This is a genomic window from Burkholderia sp. KJ006, from assembly GCF_000262695.1.
In the GTDB taxonomy this organism is placed as follows: Bacteria; Pseudomonadota; Gammaproteobacteria; order Burkholderiales; family Burkholderiaceae; genus Burkholderia; species Burkholderia vietnamiensis.
This window is the reverse complement of sequence record NC_017920.1, coordinates 1,300,826-1,322,874: the sequence shown is the minus strand read 5'-3', so window position 1 is coordinate 1,322,874 and position 22,049 is coordinate 1,300,826. Positions and strand designations below refer to the sequence as shown.

At 71.5% G+C, this 22,049-nt stretch carries 18 protein-coding genes; 6 read left to right on the top strand and 12 right to left on the bottom strand.

Going from position 1 to position 22,049, the window contains the following annotated elements; genetic code table 11:
• Positions 1 to 3 precede the first annotated feature (3 nt).
• A complete protein-coding gene (locus MYA_RS06020) occupies positions 4 to 390 on the bottom strand; it encodes an RT0821/Lpp0805 family surface protein (protein ID WP_011884411.1) in 387 nt (128 codons plus the stop codon).
• 156 nt (positions 391 to 546) lie between these two features.
• Complete coding sequence (locus tag MYA_RS06015; RefSeq protein WP_041493808.1) at positions 547 to 1,908, bottom strand: cytochrome-c peroxidase; 1,362 nt, start codon at positions 1,906 to 1,908, stop codon at positions 547 to 549.
• 218 nt (positions 1,909 to 2,126) lie between these two features.
• Between MYA_RS06015 and MYA_RS06010 the strand changes: the two genes are divergently transcribed.
• Complete coding sequence (locus tag MYA_RS06010; protein WP_014722854.1) at positions 2,127 to 3,713, top strand: acid phosphatase; 1,587 nt, start codon at positions 2,127 to 2,129, stop codon at positions 3,711 to 3,713.
• 413 nt (positions 3,714 to 4,126) lie between these two features.
• On the opposite strand, the gene MYA_RS06005 is transcribed toward MYA_RS06010, so the two are convergent.
• Positions 4,127 to 4,807, bottom strand: a complete 681-nt coding sequence (locus MYA_RS06005) for a YoaK family protein (protein ID WP_014722853.1) — start codon at positions 4,805 to 4,807, stop codon at positions 4,127 to 4,129.
• A complete protein-coding gene (locus MYA_RS06000; RefSeq protein WP_041493807.1) occupies positions 4,804 to 5,718 on the bottom strand; it encodes a VOC family protein in 915 nt (304 codons plus the stop codon). The genes MYA_RS06005 and MYA_RS06000 overlap by 4 nt, the downstream gene beginning before the upstream one ends.
• Positions 5,719 to 5,850: 132 nt before the next feature.
• Between MYA_RS06000 and MYA_RS32555 the strand changes: the two genes are divergently transcribed.
• The 5 genes from MYA_RS32555 (at position 5,851) to MYA_RS05980 (ending at position 9,585) form a co-directional block, all read left to right on the top strand.
• Entirely contained in the window at positions 5,851 to 6,240 is a 390-nt protein-coding gene (locus tag MYA_RS32555; protein WP_148278547.1) for a hypothetical protein, read from the top strand.
• 151 nt (positions 6,241 to 6,391) lie between these two features.
• Positions 6,392 to 6,655, top strand: coding sequence for a DUF1427 family protein (locus MYA_RS05995; protein ID WP_014722849.1), 264 nt, complete (start codon positions 6,392 to 6,394; stop codon positions 6,653 to 6,655).
• Positions 6,652 to 8,232 (top strand): cation:proton antiporter, encoded by a 1,581-nt coding sequence (locus MYA_RS05990; protein WP_011884401.1) that lies wholly within the window; start codon positions 6,652 to 6,654, stop codon positions 8,230 to 8,232. Before MYA_RS05995 ends, MYA_RS05990 begins: the two co-directional genes overlap by 4 nt.
• A gap of 49 nt (positions 8,233 to 8,281) precedes the next feature.
• The gene (locus MYA_RS05985) at positions 8,282 to 8,674 is read left to right on the top strand and encodes an OsmC family protein (RefSeq protein WP_011884400.1); all 393 of its coding nucleotides are present in this window, start codon (positions 8,282 to 8,284) and stop codon (positions 8,672 to 8,674) included.
• Positions 8,675 to 8,700: 26 nt separating this feature from the next.
• Positions 8,701 to 9,585, top strand: coding sequence for a pirin family protein (locus tag MYA_RS05980; RefSeq protein WP_014722848.1), 885 nt, complete (start codon positions 8,701 to 8,703; stop codon positions 9,583 to 9,585).
• A gap of 55 nt (positions 9,586 to 9,640) precedes the next feature.
• Here the strand turns inward: MYA_RS05980 and MYA_RS05975 are convergent, their stop codons facing one another.
• The 8 genes from MYA_RS05975 to bcsZ are packed head-to-tail and all read right to left on the bottom strand — an operon-like array spanning position 9,641 to position 22,049.
• Positions 9,641 to 9,838 (bottom strand): hypothetical protein, encoded by a 198-nt coding sequence (locus tag MYA_RS05975; RefSeq protein WP_011884396.1) that lies wholly within the window; start codon positions 9,836 to 9,838, stop codon positions 9,641 to 9,643.
• Positions 9,820 to 11,373, bottom strand: coding sequence for a cellulose biosynthesis protein BcsG (gene bcsG, locus MYA_RS05970; protein ID WP_014722846.1), 1,554 nt, complete (start codon positions 11,371 to 11,373; stop codon positions 9,820 to 9,822). The genes MYA_RS05975 and bcsG overlap by 19 nt, the downstream gene beginning before the upstream one ends.
• 26 nt (positions 11,374 to 11,399) lie before the next feature.
• Complete coding sequence (gene bcsA / locus MYA_RS05965; protein WP_014722845.1) at positions 11,400 to 13,937, bottom strand: UDP-forming cellulose synthase catalytic subunit; 2,538 nt, start codon at positions 13,935 to 13,937, stop codon at positions 11,400 to 11,402.
• A complete protein-coding gene (gene bcsQ, locus MYA_RS05960; protein WP_014722844.1) occupies positions 13,934 to 14,740 on the bottom strand; it encodes a cellulose biosynthesis protein BcsQ in 807 nt (268 codons plus the stop codon). The genes bcsA and bcsQ overlap by 4 nt, the downstream gene beginning before the upstream one ends.
• Positions 14,737 to 14,946 (bottom strand): hypothetical protein, encoded by a 210-nt coding sequence (locus tag MYA_RS05955; RefSeq protein WP_011884388.1) that lies wholly within the window; start codon positions 14,944 to 14,946, stop codon positions 14,737 to 14,739. Before MYA_RS05955 ends, bcsQ begins: the two co-directional genes overlap by 4 nt.
• Positions 14,943 to 16,898 (bottom strand): cellulose biosynthesis protein BcsE, encoded by a 1,956-nt coding sequence (gene bcsE / locus MYA_RS05950; RefSeq protein WP_014722843.1) that lies wholly within the window; start codon positions 16,896 to 16,898, stop codon positions 14,943 to 14,945. Before bcsE ends, MYA_RS05955 begins: the two co-directional genes overlap by 4 nt.
• A 10-nt stretch (positions 16,899 to 16,908) precedes the next feature.
• Positions 16,909 to 20,841 carry a cellulose synthase subunit BcsC-related outer membrane protein gene (locus MYA_RS05945; RefSeq protein ID WP_014722842.1) on the bottom strand — a complete coding sequence of 1,311 codons (3,933 nt, stop codon included), beginning with the start codon at positions 20,839 to 20,841 and terminating at the stop codon, positions 16,909 to 16,911.
• On the bottom strand, positions 20,826 to 22,049 hold the full coding sequence (gene bcsZ, locus MYA_RS05940; RefSeq protein WP_014722841.1) for a cellulose synthase complex periplasmic endoglucanase BcsZ: 1,224 nt from the start codon (positions 22,047 to 22,049) through the stop codon (positions 20,826 to 20,828). Before bcsZ ends, MYA_RS05945 begins: the two co-directional genes overlap by 16 nt.

The window sequence follows — 22,049 nt, the reverse complement described above, 5'->3', positions numbered from 1 at the left end:
CGCTCAGCGCTTCTGCAACTGCCACGCGCCCGCGGCCGTCTTGCAGTAGAACGGCTTGAGCGTCAGCGTCTGGCCCTTCGCGGCAATCTCCGTCACGACCTCGCGGCACGTGCGGCCGTCGCTGTGGCTCGTCGACGGCGTGAGCTTCGCCACGATCTGCGTGCCGCTGCTGCTGCTCCGCCACGTCGACGTCTGGCCGTCCTTGCTGGTGTCGCGCGCGTGCGCGACGGCGTCGGCCAGCGACTCCTGGTCGGCGTTGCTGAAATAGGTCAGCGGCGTGTCGTTCAGAAAGCCCAGGTTGCTTTGCGCATGGGCGGGCAGCAGCGCGGCTGCGCACGCGACGCCGGCCAGCACGCGCGTGACGACGGAAAGGGATGCACGCATCGACATGTGTTGTTCTCCTTGGATGTTCGATCGAACGGCGCGGCGCGCGGCCGGTGCGCCGGCGGCTGGCCAGCCGGCAAACCGGCGGCCGCCGAACCGGCACGCGCCACTCGCCACGCCTGTCAGCGAGCGAGCATAGCATGCGTGCCGCGTGCGCTGCGCTCAGCGCGCCGCGTGATCGGCCACGGGTTGATATCCGTCGGTCAGCGTGTTCAGGAACGCGATCACATCCTTGATCTCGGCGGCGTTCAGCGCGGGCGCGTCGCCGCGCTTGCGGTCGAACGGCGGCTCGCGATTGATGTTCGGCCAGTAGCGTTTCGGCAGGTCGTCGTAGATCTGCACCTTGCCGTGCACGACCGGATAGAACTTCTCCGGATGGATGTCGCGCTCGGCGTAGAAGCGCAGCACGTCGTCGAGCGAGTGGTACACGCCGTTGTGGAAGAAGGTCTTGCGCAACGCCACGTTGCGCAGCGACGGCGTGCGGAACAGCCCGCAGAATTCGTCGCGGCCCTTCAGGTCGGTGCGCTGCGGCCCGCACGCGCCGAGATCGTGGAAGCGCGCGTCGCGATTGACGGCCAGCGCGCGGTTGCGCGGCACCGCGATCGCGATCAGCCCGAAATCGCTGAATTGCGGCGGGCCGCCTTCGAGCGTGCGCTGGCTCACGTGACAGCTCGCGCAGTTGCCCTTGCGCTCGTCGTTGAACAGCTGCAAGCCGTGCAGTTCGGCCGGCGTGAGCTTCGCATGGCCGGCCAGATACGCGTCGTACTTGCTCGTGTACGGATCGAACAGCGCCGGCTGCTGCTGGAACGCGTCGAGCGCGCGCAGCACCGCGGCGAAGGTCGCCTGATCGTCGGCGAGCACCGGGTCGCCGAACGCGCGGCGGAACGCGTCCGCATACGGCGCCGCGCGCACGGCCTGCGCGACGCGCTTGGGCGAGCTGCTCATCTCGAACGGCGACGTGAGCGGGATGCGCGCCTGCGCATCGCGCGTATCGACGCGGCCGTCCCACGTCAGGCCGCCCGTCGGCCCCGCGTCGATGCTCTCGTCGCCTTCGTCCGGCGAATCGTGGAAGTGCTCGCTGAACGGCGGGATCCCGCGCAGGTACTTCAGCGACGGCGCCGCGCGAAAACCGGTGCGATGCATGTCGTCGCCGCCGAGCTGCACCGACAGCGCGTTCGGCGGCCCGAACGCATGGTCGGGGCTGTGGCACGACGCGCACGCGAGCTTGCCCGAGCCCGACAGCGACGGATCGAAGAACAGCTGCTTGCCGAGCGCCGTCATCTGCTTCACACCCTCGAACACCTGCGCGCGGCTCTGCGGCTGATTGGGCGGCGCGACCGCCGGTGCGAGCGTCGGCGCGGCCGGCGCGGCCTGGGCGGCGGAAATGACCGCTGTGGCCACGGCAGTCGCGGCGGGCCGCGCGTCGCACCCGGCCAGGGCGGCGAGCGCGCCGGCCGCGAGCAGCGCCGCCATGGCCGGCAGCAACGATCGCGCTGACGCGCGGGAGTTCGGAAGGCTGTGCATCGTCGTTCTTCTTGTAGCGGTGGTCGATCGGCCGGAGCTTATGTCAGTTGCATGACGGTCGCATGACGGTAAGCCGACAGCGAATTGAAAGCAGCCCTACACCAGCCTGTCAAATGGGTTCCAGATAATGCGCGCAGCCGGTCGATGCCACGCCGCGTCCGCGCCGGCCGAACACCACCCGGTTCCCACACGTGACAAACGACGAGAGAGAAAAACGCATGAAGAAGCACGCCTGGATTCGCTGTACGCCGATCGCGCTCGCGGCCGCGCTGAGCCTGACCGCCTGCGGCGGCGACGATGTCACGCAACAGGGTCTGTCGGCCGTCAAGAACGTCGTCGTGATCTACGCGGAAAACCGCAGCTTCGACAACCTGTACGGCAACTTCCCGGGCGCGAACGGCCTGCAGAACGCGACGGCCGCGAACTCGGTGCAGAAGGACCGCGACGGCTCGACGCTCGCGACGCTGCCGAAGGTCTGGGGCGGCCTGACCGCGACCGGCATCACGCCGGCGGTCACCGAGGCGATGACGGCGAACCTGCCGAACGCGCCGTTCGCGATCGACGATCCGAAGGGCTTCAACCAGCCGATGAGCATCGCGACGCGCGACATCGTGCACCGCTTCTATCAGGACCAGATGCAGATCGACGGTGGCAAGAACGACATGTACGCCGCCTGGACCGATGCGGGCGGCCTGACGATGGGCCACTACACGCCCGATCCGTCGAAGCTGCCGCTGTGGAAGCTCGCGCAGCAGTACGTGCTGGCCGACAACTTCTTCATGGGCGCGTTCGGCGGTTCGTTCCTGAACCACCAGTACCTGGTCTGCGCGTGCGCACCGTACTACCCGAACGCCGACAAGAGCGTCGCGGCCGGCAAGATCGCGGTGCTGAACGCCGACGGCAAGTCGCTGCAGGTCGCGTCGAACTCGCCGGCGTCGGCCCTGAGCGGCCCGCCGAAGTTCGTCAACGACGGCGCGCTCACGCCCGACTTCTACGGCGTGAACACGATGCAGCCGGCCTACCAGCCGAGCGGCAACAAGGCTGCCACAGGCGGCGATCCGCTGCTCGCCGACCCGGCGAACCCGTCGACGATGCCGCCGCAGACGGCCACCAACATCGGCGACCTGATGACCGGCGCGGGCGTGTCGTGGGCATGGTATTCGGGCGCGTGGGGCCAGGCGCTGCAGGCGAGCCAGAACGGCACGTCGAACGTGATCTACGGCCCCGATCTGTCGACGCCGAACTTCCAGCCGCACCATCAGCCGTTCAACTACTACGCGAACCAGGCGCCGGGCACCGCGAACCGTGCGCAGCACCTGCTCGACGGCGGCGCGAACGGCGCGGACTTCATCAAGGCGATCGACGCGGGCACGCTGCCGCAGGTGACGTTCTACAAGCCGCAAGGCAACCTGAACGAGCACCCGGGCTACACGGACGTCACGTCCGGCGACCAGCACATCGCCGACGTGATCGCGCACCTGCAGGCCAGCCCGCAGTGGAAGAACATGGTCGTGATCGTCACGTACGACGAGAACGGCGGCTTCTGGGATCACGCCGCACCGCCGAGCGGCGACCGCTGGGGCCCGGGCACGCGCATTCCGGCGCTGATCGTGTCGCCGTTCGCGAAGAAGGGCTTCGTCGACCATACGCAGTACGACACCGGCTCGATCCTGCGCTTCATCACGCGCCGCTTCTCGCTGCCGCGCCTCGCGGGCCTGCAACAGCGCGACGACGCGCTGAAGGCGAACGGCGCACAGCCGATGGGCGACCTGACGAACGCGCTCGCGCTGTCGCCGAACCTGTAACACGCAGCATCGTCACGACCGGACCGGCCACCACGCCGGCCGGTCGAACCAAGGGCAGCCCGTCGCGGCTGCCCTTTTTTCATCTGCCGCGCCGTGGCGCGTGCGTCACCCGTCTTGCTTCGACTCGGCGCCGACGTGATGCACATCGTGCCTGCGGCCTGCTCGATCGCGTCGCCGCCTCGGCGTTGCGCGGGCTTGAGCATGCCAGTCAGGGGCGCCGACGGTCGTGCGGCCGGCACGCGGTTGCACATGGATTCCGGCACACGACCGGCCCTTCCCCACCGTACCGACAGCGCAACGTTCGCCCACCGACGGACCAAGCCGCCGATCGTCGCGCGCTACCGCAACGAAACGCGAGCGCGACCAGCCGCGCTGGCAAACCGCCAATCACGAAGCGCGCACGCGTGGCCCCGTCACGCACGCTCCTGCGGCGCCGCGCCGAGCGCGAGCACCGCGAGCGCGGCGGCCGGCGCGAGCAGCGCGAGAAAACCGACGTAGCGGAACCCGAGCGCGCCGCACGCCGCGCCGAATGCGAACGCGACGATCGCCGGCAGCATCTTGCCGAAGCGCGAGCGTGCGGTCGCACGCGCGGCGTCGGCCGTGCCGCGCGAGCACAGCTCGACGACGTCGAGGATCGCCTGCGTGACGTTGCCGGTCATCACCGTATTCGGCACGCCGGCGGCACGCGGGATCACCCGCGCATGCGCGTTCTGCACGCCCATCGCGAACGTGCCGACGATGCCCGCGACGAGCGCCGGCAGCGCGTCGGGCTGCGTGACGGGCGTCGCCCACCAGCCGGCCGCGCAGAAGCCGAGCAGCAGCACGGCCTGCACCGTATGCAGCACGCGCGCGCCCTGCCATGCGGGCCGCGCGGACATCGAGCGCGCGATCAGGCTCGCCGCGATCACGCCGCACACGAACGCCGGAAACACGCTGAGCTTGAGCACGACGCCCTGGCCGAAGCCCGCGATGCCCGCACCGATCAGCACGAAGTTGCCGGTCACGTGCGCGGTGAACAGCCCGAACAGCGCGACGAAGCTCAGCGTGTCGACAAAGCCGGCCACCGCGGCCAGGATCGTGTCCTCGTGCTTCATCGCGTCGCGCTCGCGTGGATTTCGGCGATGTAGCCGCCCGGGAACTGCACGAGCGCCGCGTCGCGGCCGTCCGATGCGAACGGCGGCACGAGCACGGTCACGCCGGCGGCTTGCGCCTTCTGCAGCGTCGCGGCGAGATCGGCGACCGCGTAGCCGGTCATCTCGCGGCCGAACGGATAGGGCAACTGCCCGTCGGTGACGAGCACGGTCATCTTGCCGAAACCCGATTCGATGCGGATGCGCCGATACGTGTCGTTCGGCCGGCCGATTTCGATGCCGGGCGCGTTCGCGTCGTCGGACACCACCTTGCCTTTCGAGAACTTCACGAAGTCGTGCACGAACTTGCGCATGCTTTGCGGCGACACGTACACGCGATTCTCCGGCACGCTCTGCAGCGCGTCGTAGTGCGGCGCCTGGTTGTGCCAGTACAGCTGCATGTTCACGCCGCCGGGCCACGAGACGAGCGCATCGCGGCCGATCGGATCGGCGAACGTGTCGGCGATCACGTCCGCGCCGTGCTCGCGCGCAACCTTCACCGCCGTGTCCATGTCGGTCACCAGATAGCCGGTGCGCTCGGCGCCGAACGGCCAGGGCACCGGCGTCTTGAAGCCGAACACCGAAAGCGTGCCGACCGGCGTGAACACGAGCTGCGACATCGTCCGGCTCGGCGTCGGCGTGACCTGGAACACGCCCTGCTTCGACTTGCTGCCGCCGAACGTCGCGACGAAGCTGTCGGTGAAGCGCGCGAAGTCCTCGGGCGCGACGTACACGTGCGTGGTGTCGTACTGCGCACCGACGGCAAGCGTCGGCGTGACGGCCGGCGGCACCGGCGGCTTCGCGAACGCGGCCGGCGCGAGCGCGAGGCCGCCCGCGATCAGCGCGGCGACCAGCATGGAGCGAATGGATTGCATCACGAAGTTTCCTGTTGTTGCATCGTCATCGAAACGGGCCGTCGCCGGGCGGTGGGCGTGCAGCGTCGGGCGTCGGGGTGGCTGCAAGCACGCGTGCCGCGAGTGGCCCGAGATGCACGAAAAAATTGTCGAGTGAACCGAAGCGAGCGGCGCCCGCGGTTGCGGACCTCGTTCGTCGCGAAGCTCGCCGTCGCGCTCGACGACGTGCTCGCGCCGGTACGCGATCCGGTGCCGCGCGGCCACGCCGCGGCATCATGCTGCGCTGCGGTTCGTCGTCCGCCCGGAAAGCGTTTCCGCATGATCGGGGAACCGGTTGAGCCCGTCGAGCGGATTTTGACGATTCACTTTTTCGAATTCGCCCGGCAAACGGCCGGTCGTCTCGTGATATCCGGCATAGCCGTGCGCGGTGCGGCCGGCTCGTGGATCGGAGCGACATCGAACAGCACGTCGGCGTTATCTGCACGAAGTTGCGGACGTCTGAGCATTGGCGCTTCCATCACACAGCGTCGGGCGCGAACGTGATCCTTGCCGCGCTCGCCATCGGTCACGGCCTCGCCGGACGCGCCATCCGTCTCGGCAGTCCGCCCTTTTTTTCTTCCCGCAAACCCGATACGCTTTCAAAACTTTGACGAAGCCCCTGCGCCGCCGCCCGGCGATCACGACACCCGCCTCCATGAAACCGTCTGTCTTCTCGCTGCTCGCCGGCATGCTCTACGGCGCGCTCGAACTGAACTCGCCCGCCCCGCCGCGGTTCGCGCTCACCGGCCTGCTCGGCCTGCTGGCCGGCGAACGGCTCCCGTCCGTCACGCGGCGCATGCCCGCAGGTCATCGGCCGACCGCCGCACGGCGTGACGCAACCTGCAGCCAGCGCGCCTTGCCGCAGCACGAACGCGCGCAAGTCGTCGTGATCCACACCGCACCCCGATACCACGCATGAGCAACGTCGAACTGTTTCATTACCTGCTGCTGTTGATCTGCGGCGCGGGCGCGCTCACGTGGCTCGCCGAGCGCGTGTCGATTCCGCCGGCGGTCGTGCTGCTCGTCGGCGGCTGCGTGGTGGCCGTCGCCGGCAAGCGGGTGCCCGACATGGACCCGGCGCTGCTGCTCGCGGCCGTGCTGCCGCCGCTGCTGATGTCGAGCGGCTTCTATACCGCGTGGAAGGAATTCCGCCACGAGCTCGCGTCGATCGCGTCGCTGGCGCTCGGCGCGGTCGCGTTCACGACCGTGGCCGTCGCGCTCGCCGTGCATGCGGCGAACCCGGCGCTGCCGTGGGCCGCATGCTTCACGCTCGGCGCGATCGTGTCGCCGCCCGACGCGGTCGCCGCGAAGGCGATCCTGCAGCGCCATCCGCTGCCCGCGCGGCTCGTCGCGGTGCTCGAAGGCGAAAGCCTCGTCAACGATGCGTCGGGCCTGCTGCTGTACCAGATGGCCGTCTCCGCCGCGCTGGCGGTGACGATCACGACCGCGGGCGCCACCGCGCTGTTCTTCTCGCTCACGCTGATCGGCATCGTGACCGGCCTCGTATGCGGCCACGCGATGTGCTGGGTGCTGCAGCGCGTGCGCGAGCCGATGCTCGGCATCGTCGTCACGTTCGCGATGGCGTGGGGCAGCTACGGAATCGCGGAGGCCGTGCACGGCTCAGGCGTGCTGTCGGTCGTGACCTGCGGCCTCGTGCTCGGCGTGCGCCAGCACCGCGTGTTCGGCGCCGATCTGCGGATCAAGGCGAAGGCCACCTGGGAAGCCGTCGTGTTCGTGCTCGACGCGCTCGTGTTCATCCTGATCGGCCTCGCGCTGCATGCGATTCTCGCGCGCGTGAACCAGGAAGGCGCGGTGCTGATGGCCGGCCTGCGCGTCGCGCTGCCGGCGACGGCCGCCGCGATCGCCGCACGCGTCGTCTGGGTGTTCGTCGCGATGTGGCTGCCCGCGCGGCTGCGCGCGCCGCGCGCCGGCCATCCGCCGTGGTCGTGGCGCGAGGCCGTCGTGCTCGGCTGGTCGGGCATGCGCGGTGTCGTGAGCCTCGCCGCCGCGATCGCGCTGCCGGCCGATTTTCCCGCGCGCGACCTGATCCTGTTCAGCACGTTCCTGCTGATCATCGCGACGCTGGTGGTCCAGGGCGGCACGCTCGCGCCGCTGATCCGCGTGCTGAAGCTGCGCCCCGCCGTGCGCCGCACGATGTCCGAGCACGCGGTGCGCGCACACACGTTCGGCGCGGCGCTGGCGGCGCTCGATGCGCGCGGGCCGGACGGCGACGGCCTCGAGCGCGCGTCGCGCGAGCGGCTGCTCACCGAATACCGCAACCGCGTCGCGTTCAACGAGCGCGCCCACCGCGACGGCGCGCAGCCGGCGCAGGTGCGCGCGCGGATGCTGGGCGTCGAGCTCGAGATGGTCGGCGTGTCGCGCGATGCGCTGCTCGCGCTGCATCGCGACGGCCGCGTCGACGACGCCGTGCTGCACCGCATAGAATCCGAGCTGGATTTCGAGGAGCTGCGGCTGCAGCGCCTGCTCGAGCCGTGACGCCCGGCACGCGATCGCCGGCCGCCCCCTACCCCAACCTGGAATTGCAATGAGCGAACTGTCCGTCGAAGCGAGCATCGGCTCGGTCGATTATCTGGTCCATTTCACCGACGGCGTGCATCAATGGCGCGCCGACGAACCGGTGGCGCTCGGCGGCGGCGACACCGCGCCGACGCCGGTCGCGCTGCTGCTGTCGAGCCTCGGCGCATGCACCGCGATCACGCTGAAGATGTACGCGCAACGCAAGGGCTGGCCGCTCGCGGAGGTTCACGTGAAGCTCGCGCACGAGGCCGGCAGCGCCGGCAGCACGATCGTGCGTCGCATCACGCTCGACGGCGACCTGTCGGACGAGCAGCGCGCGCGCCTGCTGCAGATCGCGAACGCGTGCCCGGTCCACAAGATCCTGTCGCATCCGATCACGATCGACACGGCCATCGCCTGAGTTCACCCGCGCACGAGATCCCCACCATGTCCGCATCGATCAAGACCCTGCTCACGCCGCGCGAAAGCGACATCGGCAACCTCGTCGTGCGTCGCGTGCTGCCCGCGCGCGCGGCCCGGCTCGTCGGCCCGTTCATCTTCTTCGACGAAATGGGGCCGGCCGTGCTGCCGCCCGGTCGCGGCATCGACGTGCTGCCGCATCCGCACATCGGCCTCGCCACCGTCACGTACCTGTTCGAAGGCTCGCTGATGCATCACGACAGCCTCGGCTTCCGGCAAAAGATCGTGCCCGGCGACGTGAACTGGATGACGGCCGGGCGCGGCATCGTCCACTCGGAGCGCTCGCCCGACGAAGACCGACCGCACGAACAGCCGGTGCACGGCATCCAGACCTGGGTTGCGCTGCCGATCGAGCACGAGGACGTCGAGCCCGCGTTCGTGCATCACGCGGCCGACACGCTGCCGTCGTTCACGCGCGACGGCGCGCGCGTGCGCGTGATCGCCGGCACCGCGTTCGGGCTCGCGTCGCCGGTCGCCGTGTTCTCGCCGACGCTTTACGCCTATGCGGAATTCGCGGCCGGCGGAGCGCTCGCGCTCGACGCCGAGCATGAGGAACGCGGCGTGTATCTGGTCGACGGCGAGCTGACGATCGACGGCACGCCGCTCGCCGCGGCGACGATGGCCGTGCTCGAACCCGGCGCGACGGTCGCGCTCGCGAGCGCGTCGGGCGCGCGCGTGATGCTGCTCGGCGGCGCGCATCTGCCGGGCGAGCGGTTCATCGAATGGAACTTCGTGTCGAGCGCGCGCGCGAAGATCGACGCCGCACGCGCCGCGTGGGCCGCGCAGACGTTCGGCAAGGTGCCGGGCGAGGAACACGAATGGACGCGCCAGCCCGAGCGCAACGCACACTGAGCGGCGGCATGCGGCAAGGCCGGCATGCACGCCGGCCTCGGTGCACTCATCGCACTCAGCGCGTCAATCCCATCAGCTTCGCGAGCGTCGGCCAGCGTTCGAGCGACTCGATGAACGCGCGTCGCGCCTGCTCGTCCACGTAGCGCGCGGGGTCGAGCGCGGGCAGATGCCGCGCGAGCCCCAGCACGTCGTTCGGTTGCGACAGGCGGTCGTCGTCGCCTTCGCCGATGTTGATCACTGTTCGTCGATCCATACGCCATCCGGAGTCTTGACCGCGTAGCCGCCGGCAGTCTGCAGCGTCACCGTCCCTTCGTTCTCGCCCACCATCCGCGTGCGCGGCAGGTCGGCCGCATATTGCGCGAGCGTCACGCCCGGCTTGAACGGGCTGTTCGACACGAGGTTCGACAGCAGCTGCGCGAGCGCGAGGAAGCTGGTGGGCTGATCGATCACGGTCGTGGTGCCGTGATTGCCCGCGAAGCCGACGAGCCGCACGCCGACCGGCCCGTGAATGATGCGCGGCGTCGGAATCTCGCGCAGGCCGGCGACCTGGTTGTGGTCGCCGCGCAGCGCGGCGCCATGCTCGGGCACGAACACGATCACCGCGCGCCGCCCGGACTGCGCGATCAGGTCGGCCAAGTGGTCGAAGTCGTTCATCAGCTTGGTCGCGCGCTGCGGGTACGAATCGATGCTGGTCAGCGCGCTGCCGACCACGCGGTTGCCGTCGTGCAGGCTGATCGTGTTGTAGTACAGCGCGACCGGCCCCGGCACCGACGCGCGCTGCGCGTACCAGTTCGCGAGCGTGCTGTAGTCGTCCTTGATCGCCGAGCCGTCGAACGCGTGCATCGCGACCGGCGCGGCCGCGTTCGACACCATCGGCGCATCGGGCACGCCGATGTTGTCGTGGACGATCTGCAGGAAGTTGTCGAAATGGCCGTCGTGGTTGAGCAGCGTCTGCACCGTGTAGCCGGCCGACGCGAGCTGCGAGAACAGATGGCACTGCTGCGGCGCGCTCTTGTACAGGTCCGCATGCGCTTCCTGGCCGCAGCTCGCGCGCAGCACGCGGATCGCCGCCGGCCCGCTGTAGCTCGCCGCCGTGCTGAAGTTCGAGAACAGGTAGTCGAAGTGGCTCAGCATCGGATGATTGCGCACCTTCGCGGCGTCGAGATCGTCCCACGACAGCGAGCACACGTGCAGCACGATCACGTCGAACTGCGTGGCCGGATCGTTGGCGGGATGGCCGAACGCGACCTGGCGCTGCGACTCCTGCGCGCGGAACGCCGCGAGCGCCGCGTTGTAATCCTCCGGCTGGTCGGCGCGCGCGACGGCCGCATTCGCCTGCTGCGGCAGCGGCGCGATGCCGCGCGCGACCAGCCCGCTGCCGGCCTCCCACAGCGGCAGCACGATCAGCGCCGCGAGCACGAAGGTGGCGACGCGCACCCAGCGGTTCACGATGAAATAGACGATCAGCACGCCGGCCACGGTCAACGCCAGCAACGGCGGCAGCAGGCGCGGCAGCAGCTCCATCCAGTAATCGGCGCGGAACGTGCTCATTTCGCGCGCGGCTTCGGCGAGCCGCGCGAGCGGCGGCGCATGCATCTCGTGCGCGAGCAGCGGCACCGCGATCGCGATCGCGACGAGTTGCCGGACGATGCGCGACACGCGCCGCCGGACCCGCGCGCTCGCGGCGAGCGCCAGCGCGAACGCGAGGTTGGCCAGCCACAGCGGCTGCAGATGGCCGGTCGCGAACAGCACGAACTTCAGGATGAAATACAGATTCCAGAACGTCATCTAAACCACTCCGTGTGAGCGCCGCGTCAGTCGCGCGCCCGGTCGAGTTTCGGCGCGAGCAGCGCCTGCACGCTGCGCACCGCACCCTTGTACATCCGCACATAGCCGTCGAGGCCGATGCGCAGCACGGCCTTCAGGCCGCGCAGCGGCGTGTCGGCCTGCGTCGACGTATGCCAGTCGAGCCATGCGTCGGCGCGGCCGAACGTGCACTGCACGAGCTGACGCTCCTGCTCGAGCGTCAGCGCGTCGAAGCTCACGCCGACGTGCGTCGGCGTCACGCGGCTCACGCGCACCGGGAACGGGAACGGGCGATCGCCGCGCGTCACGCAGACGGTCAGCATGTCGCCCACCGCGAGCGACAGCCCGGGCACCGCCTCGAGGCCGAGACCGCCGGTCGAGTAGTCGCTCGTGAAGCAGGCGGCGGTCGTGCCGTCGGCGAGCAGCAGCGTGGCCGGCACGCGCATCGCGATGCGGTGCGTGACGCGCACCTGCTTCGTCTCGCGCGCGACGGCCAGCGCGGCGCCGAGCATCGCGAGGTTGTATACGGTCCAGCCGAGGGTGATGAGGATCGTCGTGGCCTCGTCGCCCTGGTCGGCCACGAGCCGCCACAGCCCGGCCGCGATCGCCAGCACGTTGAGCGCGAACAGCACGAGATACGGCTTCGAGGTCGACCAGTCGACGTAGCCTTCGTCGATCTTGCCGCCCTTGTCGGTCACGTTGAACTTGCCGTGCTTCGGGCTGAAGAACGCGACGGTGGTCGGCAGCGCGATGTACCACGCGAGCACCGACTCGTAGACTTCGGCCCAGAACGAATGGCGGAAGCGCCCCTGCATCCGCGAGTTCGCGACGTTCGCGAGCACGAGGTACGGGACCACGTAGCTCGCCAGCGCGACCGACGACGCGTTGATGAAGTACAGATGGAAGAACAGGTACGCGAGCGGGATCGTCAGGAACACCAGCCGCGGAATCCCGTAGAAGAAGTGCAGCATCGCGTTGCCGTAGCAGATGCGCTGGATCAGGCCGAGCCCGCGCCCGACGAACGGGTTGTCGATGCGGAAGATCTGCGCCATCCCGCGCGCCCAGCGCGTGCGCTGCTTCACGTGGCCCGCCAGGCTCTCGGTCGCGAGGCCCGCGGCCTGCACGGTCGGCAGGTACGCGGACGTGTAGCCGCGCCGATGCAGCTTGAGCGCGGTGTGCGCGTCCTCGGTGACGGTCTCGACCGCGACGCCGCCGACCTCCTCCAGCGCGCTGCGCTTGAGCACCGCGCACGAGCCGCAGAAGAACGTCGCGTTCCACAGGTCGTTGCCCGACTGCACGAGCCCGTAGAACAGATTGCCTTCGTTCGGCACCTCGCGGAACGTGCCGAGGTTGCGCTCGAACGGATCGGGCGAGAAGAAGTGATGCGGCGTCTGCACCAGCGCGCATTTCGGGTCGCGCAGGAACACGCCCATCGTGGTCTGCAGGAACGAGCGCGTCGGTACGTGATCGCAATCGAAGATCGCGATGTATTCGCCGTGCGTTCTCGGCAGCGCGCGGTTGATGTTGCCCGCCTTCGCATGCAGGTTGTCGTCGCGCGTGAGGTAGCCGATGCCGGCCTCGCGCGCGAACGCCGCGAACTCGGGGCGCCGGCCGTCGTCGAGCAGGTACACGCGCAGCTTCGCCGTCGGCCAGTCGATGCTCTGCGCCGCGAACACGGTCGGCTTCACGACCGACAGCGGCTCGTTGTAGGTCGGGATGTAGATGTCGACGCTCGGCCAGGTGTCGGGATCGTCCGGCAGCGGCACGATCGGCCGGTCGAGCGGCCACGCGGTCTGGATGAAGCCGAGCAGCAGGATCATCCACGTATAGGCTTCGGCGCCGTACAGCAGGTAGCCGGCGACGGCCTCGACGGGGCTGCGGAAATCGAGTGTCTGCGTCGTGCGCCACCACACGTAGCGCAGCGTGGCGAGCAGCGCGAGCGACGCCAGCGCGAGCGTCGGCAGGTGTCCCGGCAGACGGCGCAGCGCGAGCGCGAGCACCGCGACGATCGCGAAGAAGGCGAACTGCGCGCCGGGCATCAGCGGCGACATCCCGGCGGCCGCCCACATCAGCGCCCCGGCGATCAGCAGCAGCGGCGCCATCCAGCGATGCCGGCCGACGCCGTTGGCGCGCGCGTCGAGCCAGCCGCCCCAGCGCGTCCACGGCAGCCGTTCGAACAACGCGTCGATGCGCGCGGCGACCGCACGCAGCGCGACGTAGACCGGCACGACGGTCGCATCGAACCATGCGAGCGGATCGCGCGCGGGCCCCTCGTCGGCTGCGCGCGGCGCGCGCACGACGGCGCGCCACAGCCATTCGCGCAGGCTCAGCGGCTGCAGCACGCCCCAGTCGCGCGCGAGCCGCAGGAACGCGGCGCGCGCCCAGCGGCGCACCGGGTCGGGCCGGCCGGGCGGCGGCGCATGGAAGAACAGCCGCACGAGCCAGTCGAGCAGTGTGCGCTGGGCCGGCAGGCCGAGGCCATGCGCGCACCAGTCGGCCGCGCGCCGCGTCGCGGCGCGCCAGCGCGAGGCGAGCGCGGCCTTCATCGCGACGCTCCGGCGCGGCCGGCCGCCGAGGTCGTGGCGGTCGCGGCGGTCGCGAGCCACGCGTCGACCCAGTTCGCGACGCCGTTCAGGTCGTGCGACGCCTGCGAATGCGGCGCGTCGTCGAAGATCCAGCTGCCGCGCGCGAACGCTTCGGGCACGGCCGCATCGATGTGGATGCGTTGTTCGAGCACCGCTGACTGCCCGACCACGGCGCGCAGCATCGCGATCGCATCGCGCTGCATGTCGCGCGCCGGGTTCAGCCGGTTCACGACGATGTGCAGCTCGCCGCCGCCCGCGCGCAACGCGTCGATGCGTGCGGCGACGCTCGCGCATGCGGCCGGTTCGGGCGGCACGACGACGAGCGTGAGATCGGCGCGGCGGATCGCCTGCTCGGCCTGCGGCGACGGATAGCGCGCGGTGTCGACCAGCACGACGCCATGCGCGGGCAGCGCGATCTCGTCGAGCGCGCGCGACAGCCACGCGGGATCGGCGGCGAGCCGCGCATCGCACGCGGCCGCGTCGGCGGCGTCGATCTGCCCGTACGGCACGAACAGCACGCCGTCGGCATTGCGGTAGGTCTGCGCGTGCCACGGCGCGGCAGCGTCGGCGCGCGCCAGCAGCCCGTGCGCAAGGCCGCGCGCGGCGGGCGTGTCGAGCCCGAGCGTCGCGCCCATCAGGTTCTGCACGTCGAACTCGACCGCGACGACCGGCCGGCCGCGCCGCGCGAGCAGCACGGCCAGCGCGCCGGTGAGCGTCGTGCGGCCCGCGCCGCCGGTGGTCGAGGTAATGGCGATCGTCTTCATTGCTCTGCCCCGGCCGCACGCTCGAATTCGGGCAGCAGGCGCCCGCGCAACGCGACCGGCACGAGCTCGCATGCAACCGCGTCGCGTCGAGCGAGCCCGCCCGGCGCCTGGAAGCGGCGACCGACGCCCAGGTGCTGCGCGACGATCCACACCGGTATCGCGATCGCGATGCCGACGACGAATCCGATGACGAGTTCGGCGATCATGCGCCCTCCTGCTGGCGCAGCGGCATCGCGCTGCGGATGGCGCCGCGCCGGGGCGCGGCGGAAATGACGGGGGGCCGCGCCGCTGCATCGTCGGGCGCGGGCGTGGCGGCCAGCGCTTCGAGCGAGACGATCGTATCGATCGCGTCGATCGAGCGGCTGATTTCACCGGCTTCGGCGGTGTCGGCCGCTGCGGCCGACGCTGCCGATGCCGCGGTGCGCTCGGCCTTCGGCTGTGCGGCGCCGGCCGGCTGCTCGGCGGCGAACAGGTCGCTGTAGTCGGCGATCGGCGCACGGCGGTTCTCGGCCTTCAGCGCATCGAGCTCGGCATCGATGCTGCCCTGCCCGAGACACACGACGCGGTCGGACACCGTATCGAGCGGCACGTCGACGATGCGGGCGAGCGCATCCTCCGCATCGGCCGGCTCGCAGGCGAACAGGAACACGTACAGGTGCGCGGCATCGGCGGTCACGACGTCGCCCGCGCGGCGCGGCCGGCAATGCCGCAGCGCATCGACATGCGACACGCCGGGCAGCAGCGCGAGCTTCGCGAGCGTATGCGGCAGCGCCAGCACGGCGCCGCGCTCGAGCACCGCGCGGATGCGCTCGCAGAACGCGCCGACCGGCAGGTAGCCGAGCACCGAATCGCCGAGCGCGGCGGCGAGCGCCGCCCGATAGTCGGACGCGACCGGGCGCGCGTAGAGCTGGCCGCGCAGCGCGTGCACGGCGGCCTGCATCCGCGACACCGGCAAGTCGCGCGCGACGACACAGTTCGCGCCGACGCTCAGCACCAGCATCTCGAACTGCTGGCGCAGCACCACGTCGCGCTCGACGACGGCGATCTTCAGCGCGCCGCCGCACTGCCGCCGCAACGCGTGCACCGCTGCGCACACGCCTTCGAGCTGCGCGTGCGCGCGGAACGCCAGCACCGCGGTGGCGGCCTGCGCGTGCGCACAGGCGGCGACCACCGCCGCGTTGTCGTCGACGACTTCCCAGCCCGCAGGCACGCGCCCGCCTGCGTCGAGCACCGCGCGGCTGACGACGACGCGATCCTCGTCGCTCGCGAGCTTCATCGCGCGCGCGGTTTCGGTCGGCACGCCATCGGCGATGGCCGCGAGACGGCCGTCGGGCGCGAAGCGCAGCGGCCGCACCTCACCGGCCGCGAGCGTGTCGCCCGCGCGCCAGAAGTCGACCACCCACAGCAGCTCGCCGTGAGTGCGCTGCAACTGCGCGACGCCCGAGCAGATGCCGTGGAAGCCGCTGCGCGTCGCGCGATTCGCGTCGCGCACGAGCGGCGGATCGTCGGTGCGCGGCGCGCTGCCCGCGCGCGCCAGCTCGGGATCGAGCAGCAGCACCAGCGCGATGCGGTGGATGCGGCACCAGTCGGCGAGCGCGTAGGCCTCCTCGGCGAGCGCGTCCGGCGCGTCCCAGCTGAGCCAGCGCTGCGCGCCTTCGACGAAGTACACCGAACGCGCACGAAAGCCGTAGCGCTTCAACGCATCGAGGCCGCCGGTGAGGCGCGCGAACGGGCCGGGCGCCGCACTGGCTGCAGGTTCGCCGTCGGTGGCCGCCTGCGCTTCGGGCGGCATCGCGAGCACGTTCAGATTGCGCGGCCAGCCGGCCGGCAAGGCGCCGCCCGCAAAGCCGCGCGCCTGCATCTGCGCGGCGACGCGCGCCGCGTCGCGCGACAGCACGACGGTCACGTCGCGCGTGCGCGACTGCCGCGCGCTTTCCCATACGAGCGCGTCGCACGCCGGCGTGTCGGCGGCCGCGTACACGGCGTACAGGCCGCCCGCTTCGAGTTGCGTCCAGGTGTCGGGCAGCCCGTCGATCGCGAGCCCGCCCAACGGGCCGGCGCGACCGCCGGCCGGCCCCGTGCGCAACAGCGCGCGCAGCGGGCCGAGCAGACCGGCCGCGCCGCGCGCGGGACGAGTGGCTTCGGTTTCGGTATTCAACGCGCTTCCCCTAGTAATCCGAATAAAGCCGCACCGGCGTCGGCGTGACGAGCCAGCTGCGCGGCGCGCGCGCATCGAACGCATAGCGCACGTAGACCAGCGCCGAGCTCGGCGCATACGCGTGCGAGCGGTCGATATGCAGTTGTGCGCCGGCGCTCAGGTGCGGGTTCACGCGATATTCGACGATGCCGTTCACGCCGTACGAGAACGCCACGCCTTGCGTCGAACTGCCGGTATAGACGAAGCCGGCCCGCTGCTGCGCGGCGCGCTGGTCGGTCAGCGTCGGGTAGAACAGCGAATCCTTCTCGTAGCTGTTCGAGATCCCGGCCGTGACGGTCAGGTCCCACGACAGCGCGTCGCGCCGCCCCGCCCATTCGATCGGCACGCCGAGCGACAGGTAGCGCTGCGGGCTGTAGTAACCGCCCTGCCCATACGTGTAGTAACGCAGGTTCTGCGCGTAGTGCCAGGCGTTGCCGACGAGGCCGGTGCTGATGCGCATCGTCGCGCGCTCGTAGACGGGCACCGTGAAGCCGGTGCGCAGCGTCGCTTCGGCGTTGCGCTCGACGTTGCGGCCCGACAGCACGCCCGCGCCGAATTCCGCGAACAGATTCACGCGGCCGACGTCGACCGAGCCGCGCAGGTTCACGCCGTCGCGGCGCACGCCGCCCCAGACCGCGCCGGTCCACGGGTCGCGCATCCCCGCATAGGACAGCACGCTGCTGGTTTCGGGCCGGCGCGACGCGTTCACGCTGAAGCTCGCCGGGCCCGCGTCGAACCGATAGCGCACGCCGCCGACGACGTAGTGCACCGGAAAGCCGAGCGGCGACGTGCCGAGGTCGACGCGCAACGCGTCGGTGCGGTAGCCGGCGCCGAGCGCGACGCCCGTCATCGACTGATGCAGGTCGCCCGGCTGCGCGAGCAGCGCGGCCGCCGCCGGATTCTGCGCGAACGGCGCCGGCAGCCCGATCGGCGACCTGAGCGCCGCGTAGGTGCCGAAGGTCTTCAGCGTGTACGTGTCCGGCACGCTCGTGTCGAGCGCGCCGGCGTCCAGATGCACGGTGTCGAGCTGCAGGAACGCATGACCGTCGTAGCGGATCGGCAGCTGCATGTAGATCGGCACCTGCTGCGCACGGTACGCGGACACGCCTTCGTCCCCGGACTTGTACGCGGGCAGCCAGCCGGCCTCGATCTCGGGATCGCGCCGCTGCTCGAGCTCCGCGAACGCGGCTTGCGCCGGCGTGCGGCCGTCGCGGCCGGGGCTCACGCCGGTCGCACGCTCCTGCGACTGCGACAGCCGGTACAGCGACGCGGCATCGTCGTAGCGCCCCTGCGCCTCGGCCACGCGGCCGGCCGCGACCGTCACGTCGGCGCGCGCCGGATAGGCGGCCTGCAACGGCTCGACCACCTGCGCGGCTTCGTCGGCGCGGCGCAGCGCGTTCAGGCGCCGCACCACCGACAGCCGCGTGTCGACGTCGTCGTCCGGCGTGCGCGCGAGCACTGCCTGCACGCGTGCGAGCGCAGCCTTGCGCTGGCCGCTGTCCTCGTCGATGCGCGCGAGTGCGAGTTGCACGTCGGCATCGTCCGGCGTGCGCGCGACGACCGGCGCGAGCGCGGCGCGCGCCGCATCGTAATGGCCCTGCGCGCGTTCGAGATCGGCGAGCTCGAGCGCGTAGCGCGGGTCGGCCCGGCCGGCCGGGCTCGCGCGCTCGAGCAGCCGGCGCGCGCGCGCATAGTCCTGCTGCGCGATCGCGTCGTCGGTCTGGCGCAGCACGAGCCGCAACGATTGGTCTTCGAGACGCGCCGTCTGCGCCGGCGTCAGCCCGCGTTCGCCGCGCAGCGCGGCGAGCCATGCGGCGAGCGCGTCGTCGCGCGCCGCGCTGCCAAGCAGATCGCCGTAGCGCAGCCGCACGTCGGGATCGGCCTCGTTCGGATGCGCGGCGATCCAGTCGCGCAGCGGCGCGAGCCCGCGCTCGGGCTCGCCCGCGTCGATCCATTGCGCGCCGATCGCGGCCAGCATGTCGGGATCGTCGGGCGCGCTCGCCTGCGCGTGCGCGAGCGACGCGGCGAAGGCCGTCCGGTCGCCGCCGCCCAGCGCGACGCGCGCGTCGGCCAGCGCCGCTTCGGCGTCGAGCTTGCGTGCGAGCGCGCGCATGCCGTCCGAGCGCTGCGCGTCGGCGATGCCGGCGAGCGCCGTCCGGGCGCCCGCGACGTCGTCGATCGAGTTGCGGTACAGCGCGCACGCATAGCGCATTTCGGGCGTATCGGCCTGCGCGAGGCCGTCGTCCATCACCGTGCGGCCGAGCTGCGGCAAGCCCATGTCGCGATACAACCGCGCCAGCGCGAAACGCGTCCACGGCTCATCGGGCGCCGCGCGCACCGCGGCCTCGTAGCGCTGCGCGGCCGGGCCGCGCTCGCCCTTGTCGGCGAGCGCGCGCGCCTCGGTCGCGAGCAGGTCGGCACGCAGCCCGTCGAGCGCGCGACGGTCGTCGCTGCCGGTCACGCGGCTTTGCAGCGCGTCGAGCAACGGCCCGATGCGCTCGGCGCGCCCGGTGTTCTGATAAAGCAGCGCGGTGTCGCGCACGACCGACACGCTCGGCGAACGCACGGCGAGCAACTCGCGCAACAGCGGCTCCGCACGCGTCCAGTCGCGCTGCGCGAGCAGCGCATCGGCCAGCTGCAGCTTCGCGTCGGGGCTGTCGGGCTGCATCGCGAGCGCGGCGAGCGCCGAGCGCTCCGCGTCCTGCGGCCGGCCGGCCGAGGCCGCTGCGCGGCCCTGGGCGAGCAGGCCCCAGAACTGCGCGGTGCGCGCGAGGCCCTGCCACTTGCCGCGCTGATCGGTTGTGGCCAGCGCCGCAGCGCGCGCGAACAGCGCACGCGCTTCGTCATGCCGTCCTTCGCGCAGCCGCAGCAGCCCGAGGCCGCCGAGCGCATCGGCGTCGTCGGGCCGGGCGCGCGCGGCGCGCGCGAGCAGCGGATCGGCGCCGGCCAGATCGCCGCGGGCGAGCGCCTGCAGGCCGCGCTGCTGCGCGATGTAGTCGGGATCGCGTTCGAGCTTGCGCTGCGCGTCGCGCTGCTGGTCGAGCTGGGCCGCGCGGTCGTGGAATTCCGTGTCGTCCGGCACCAGTTCGAGATAAGCGTGCAGCGCGTCCAGATACGCGAGATCGGCGCCCGCGGACTGCAGCACGTGCCGCCAGATGTTCATCGCTTCCGTATGGTCGGCGTCCGGGCGCTTCGCGAGCGCCCATGCGATTCGGTTCGCCTCCGCGCGCGTCTCGGCGCGCTGGTTCAGCAGCCGCGCGAGCGCCATCGACGCGTTGACGTCCTGCGGATCGGCCGCGATCCGCCGACGCAACGCGGCGAGCGCCGCTTCGCGGCCGCCCGGCGCATTCGCGAGGATCTCGTAATACTCGGCGCCGAGCGCGCCCGACGGCGCGCCGTTCGGAAACAGCGCGACGATGCGGCGCGCGGCTTCGTCCGTGCGGCCGCTGCGGGCGAGCAGGCGAATCTGCGCCATCTCGCCGCGGCCGCTCGTCGCGACGCGGTATTCGTCGGCCGCGCGGCGCGTGTCCGGCGCCGCCGGTGCGCGCGCCTGCAGGCGCGCGAGCGCGGCCTGGGCGCCTTTCGAATCGCCGAGCCGCAGCAGCACGCGCATCTGCTCGGCGAGCAGGCCCGGATCGTCCGGTGCGATCAGCAGCCCCTTGCGCAGCGCATCGCGCGCAAGATCGTCGCGATGTTTGTCGCCCCACATGCGCGCGGTCGACAGCAGGCGCTGCGCGTCCGAGCGATCGGCCGCGCTCAGCGTCGCGGCCGGCTGGGACGTCACGACGTCCTGCGCCGGAGCCACGGTGACAGCGGCGGCGGCCGGCACGGCCGCACCGATCGACGACGCGAGCCACGCGAACCGGGCGACGCGCGGCGCCGCGCGTTTCATCGTGCCGCGCATGGACGGCCCTCCCAGCGCGCGTCGAGCGTCCCGTCGGCGCCGAACCGGTAGCGACCGTCGCGCCAGCCGAGGCCGAACAGCGTCAGCACGCTCGTGTAATAGCCGGGCGGCGACTGGCGCGCGAGCGCATCGACCCGCGCGGCCTGCGCATCGGCGAGCGCCTGCTGGCCGCGCGCGGCGAGGAACGGCACGGCCGCCGCGGAGAAGCCGCCGTTGCCGTCGTTCGGCGCGGCGACGCCGGTGGTCGTGTCGACCCGCTCCGGCGGCGCGCCATGCGCGGCGATGTGGTCGGCGAACGGCGCGAAACGCGCGAGCAGCGGCGCGGCGAGCGGATCGCTGCGATCCAGCATGCCGGCCCACAGGTACACGCGAATCGCGTTGTACGCGCTTTCCGCGTGGGTCTGCGGATCGGGGCCGAAGCCGGCGCCCGCGCGATACAGCGCCCAGTCCGGCGCGAAGCCCTTCGGTGCGGTGTCGAGCAGCACGCGGCCGGTGCTCGCCATCAGCGCGGCCCAGCGGCGCTCGTCGGGCAGGCGGGCGGCGAGCCCGCGGATCACCTGCGGCGGCGAATAGCTCGGGTTCACGCGCCATTGCCCGTTCGCTAGCTTGAAGCCGGTCGGGCCGGGCAGCAGCGTGAGGCCGAGGCCCGGCACGCTGGCCGTCTCGGTGTCGAGCACGCGCTTCGCGAGCAGCGCACCGCGCGCGGTGTAGCTGCGCTCGTGCCACAGCCTGCCGGCTTCGACGAGCGTGTACGCGATCCACAGGTCGGCGTCCGACGCCGCGTTCGCGTCCAGCACGCGCCACGCGCCGTCCGGCGCGCGGCCCCACAGCCACGCGGGCAGATGCGCGCTCAGGTCGCCCTGCGCGAGATTGTTCTCGGTCCATGCGAGGATCGTGTCGAACGTGCGCCGGTCGTTCGCGACGAGCGCGAAGAACAGTCCATACGCCTGCCCCTCCGATACCGTGCGCGAATCGTCGGAGCCGACGTCGATCACCCGGCCGTCGGCCGACACGAAATCGCGCTTGAACGCGTCCCAGCGCGGCCACGCCGCGCCGCCGCATTGCGCGCCGGCCGCCCCGGCCGACCCCGCCGCTGCGCCCGCGCCGTCCTGCGCCGCGTGCAGCGGGCCGGCTGCCGCGGCAGCGGCCAGCGCGAGCGCCGCGCCGGCGCGCCGCGCCGCCCGCCGTGTTGCGTATGCCCACACCAT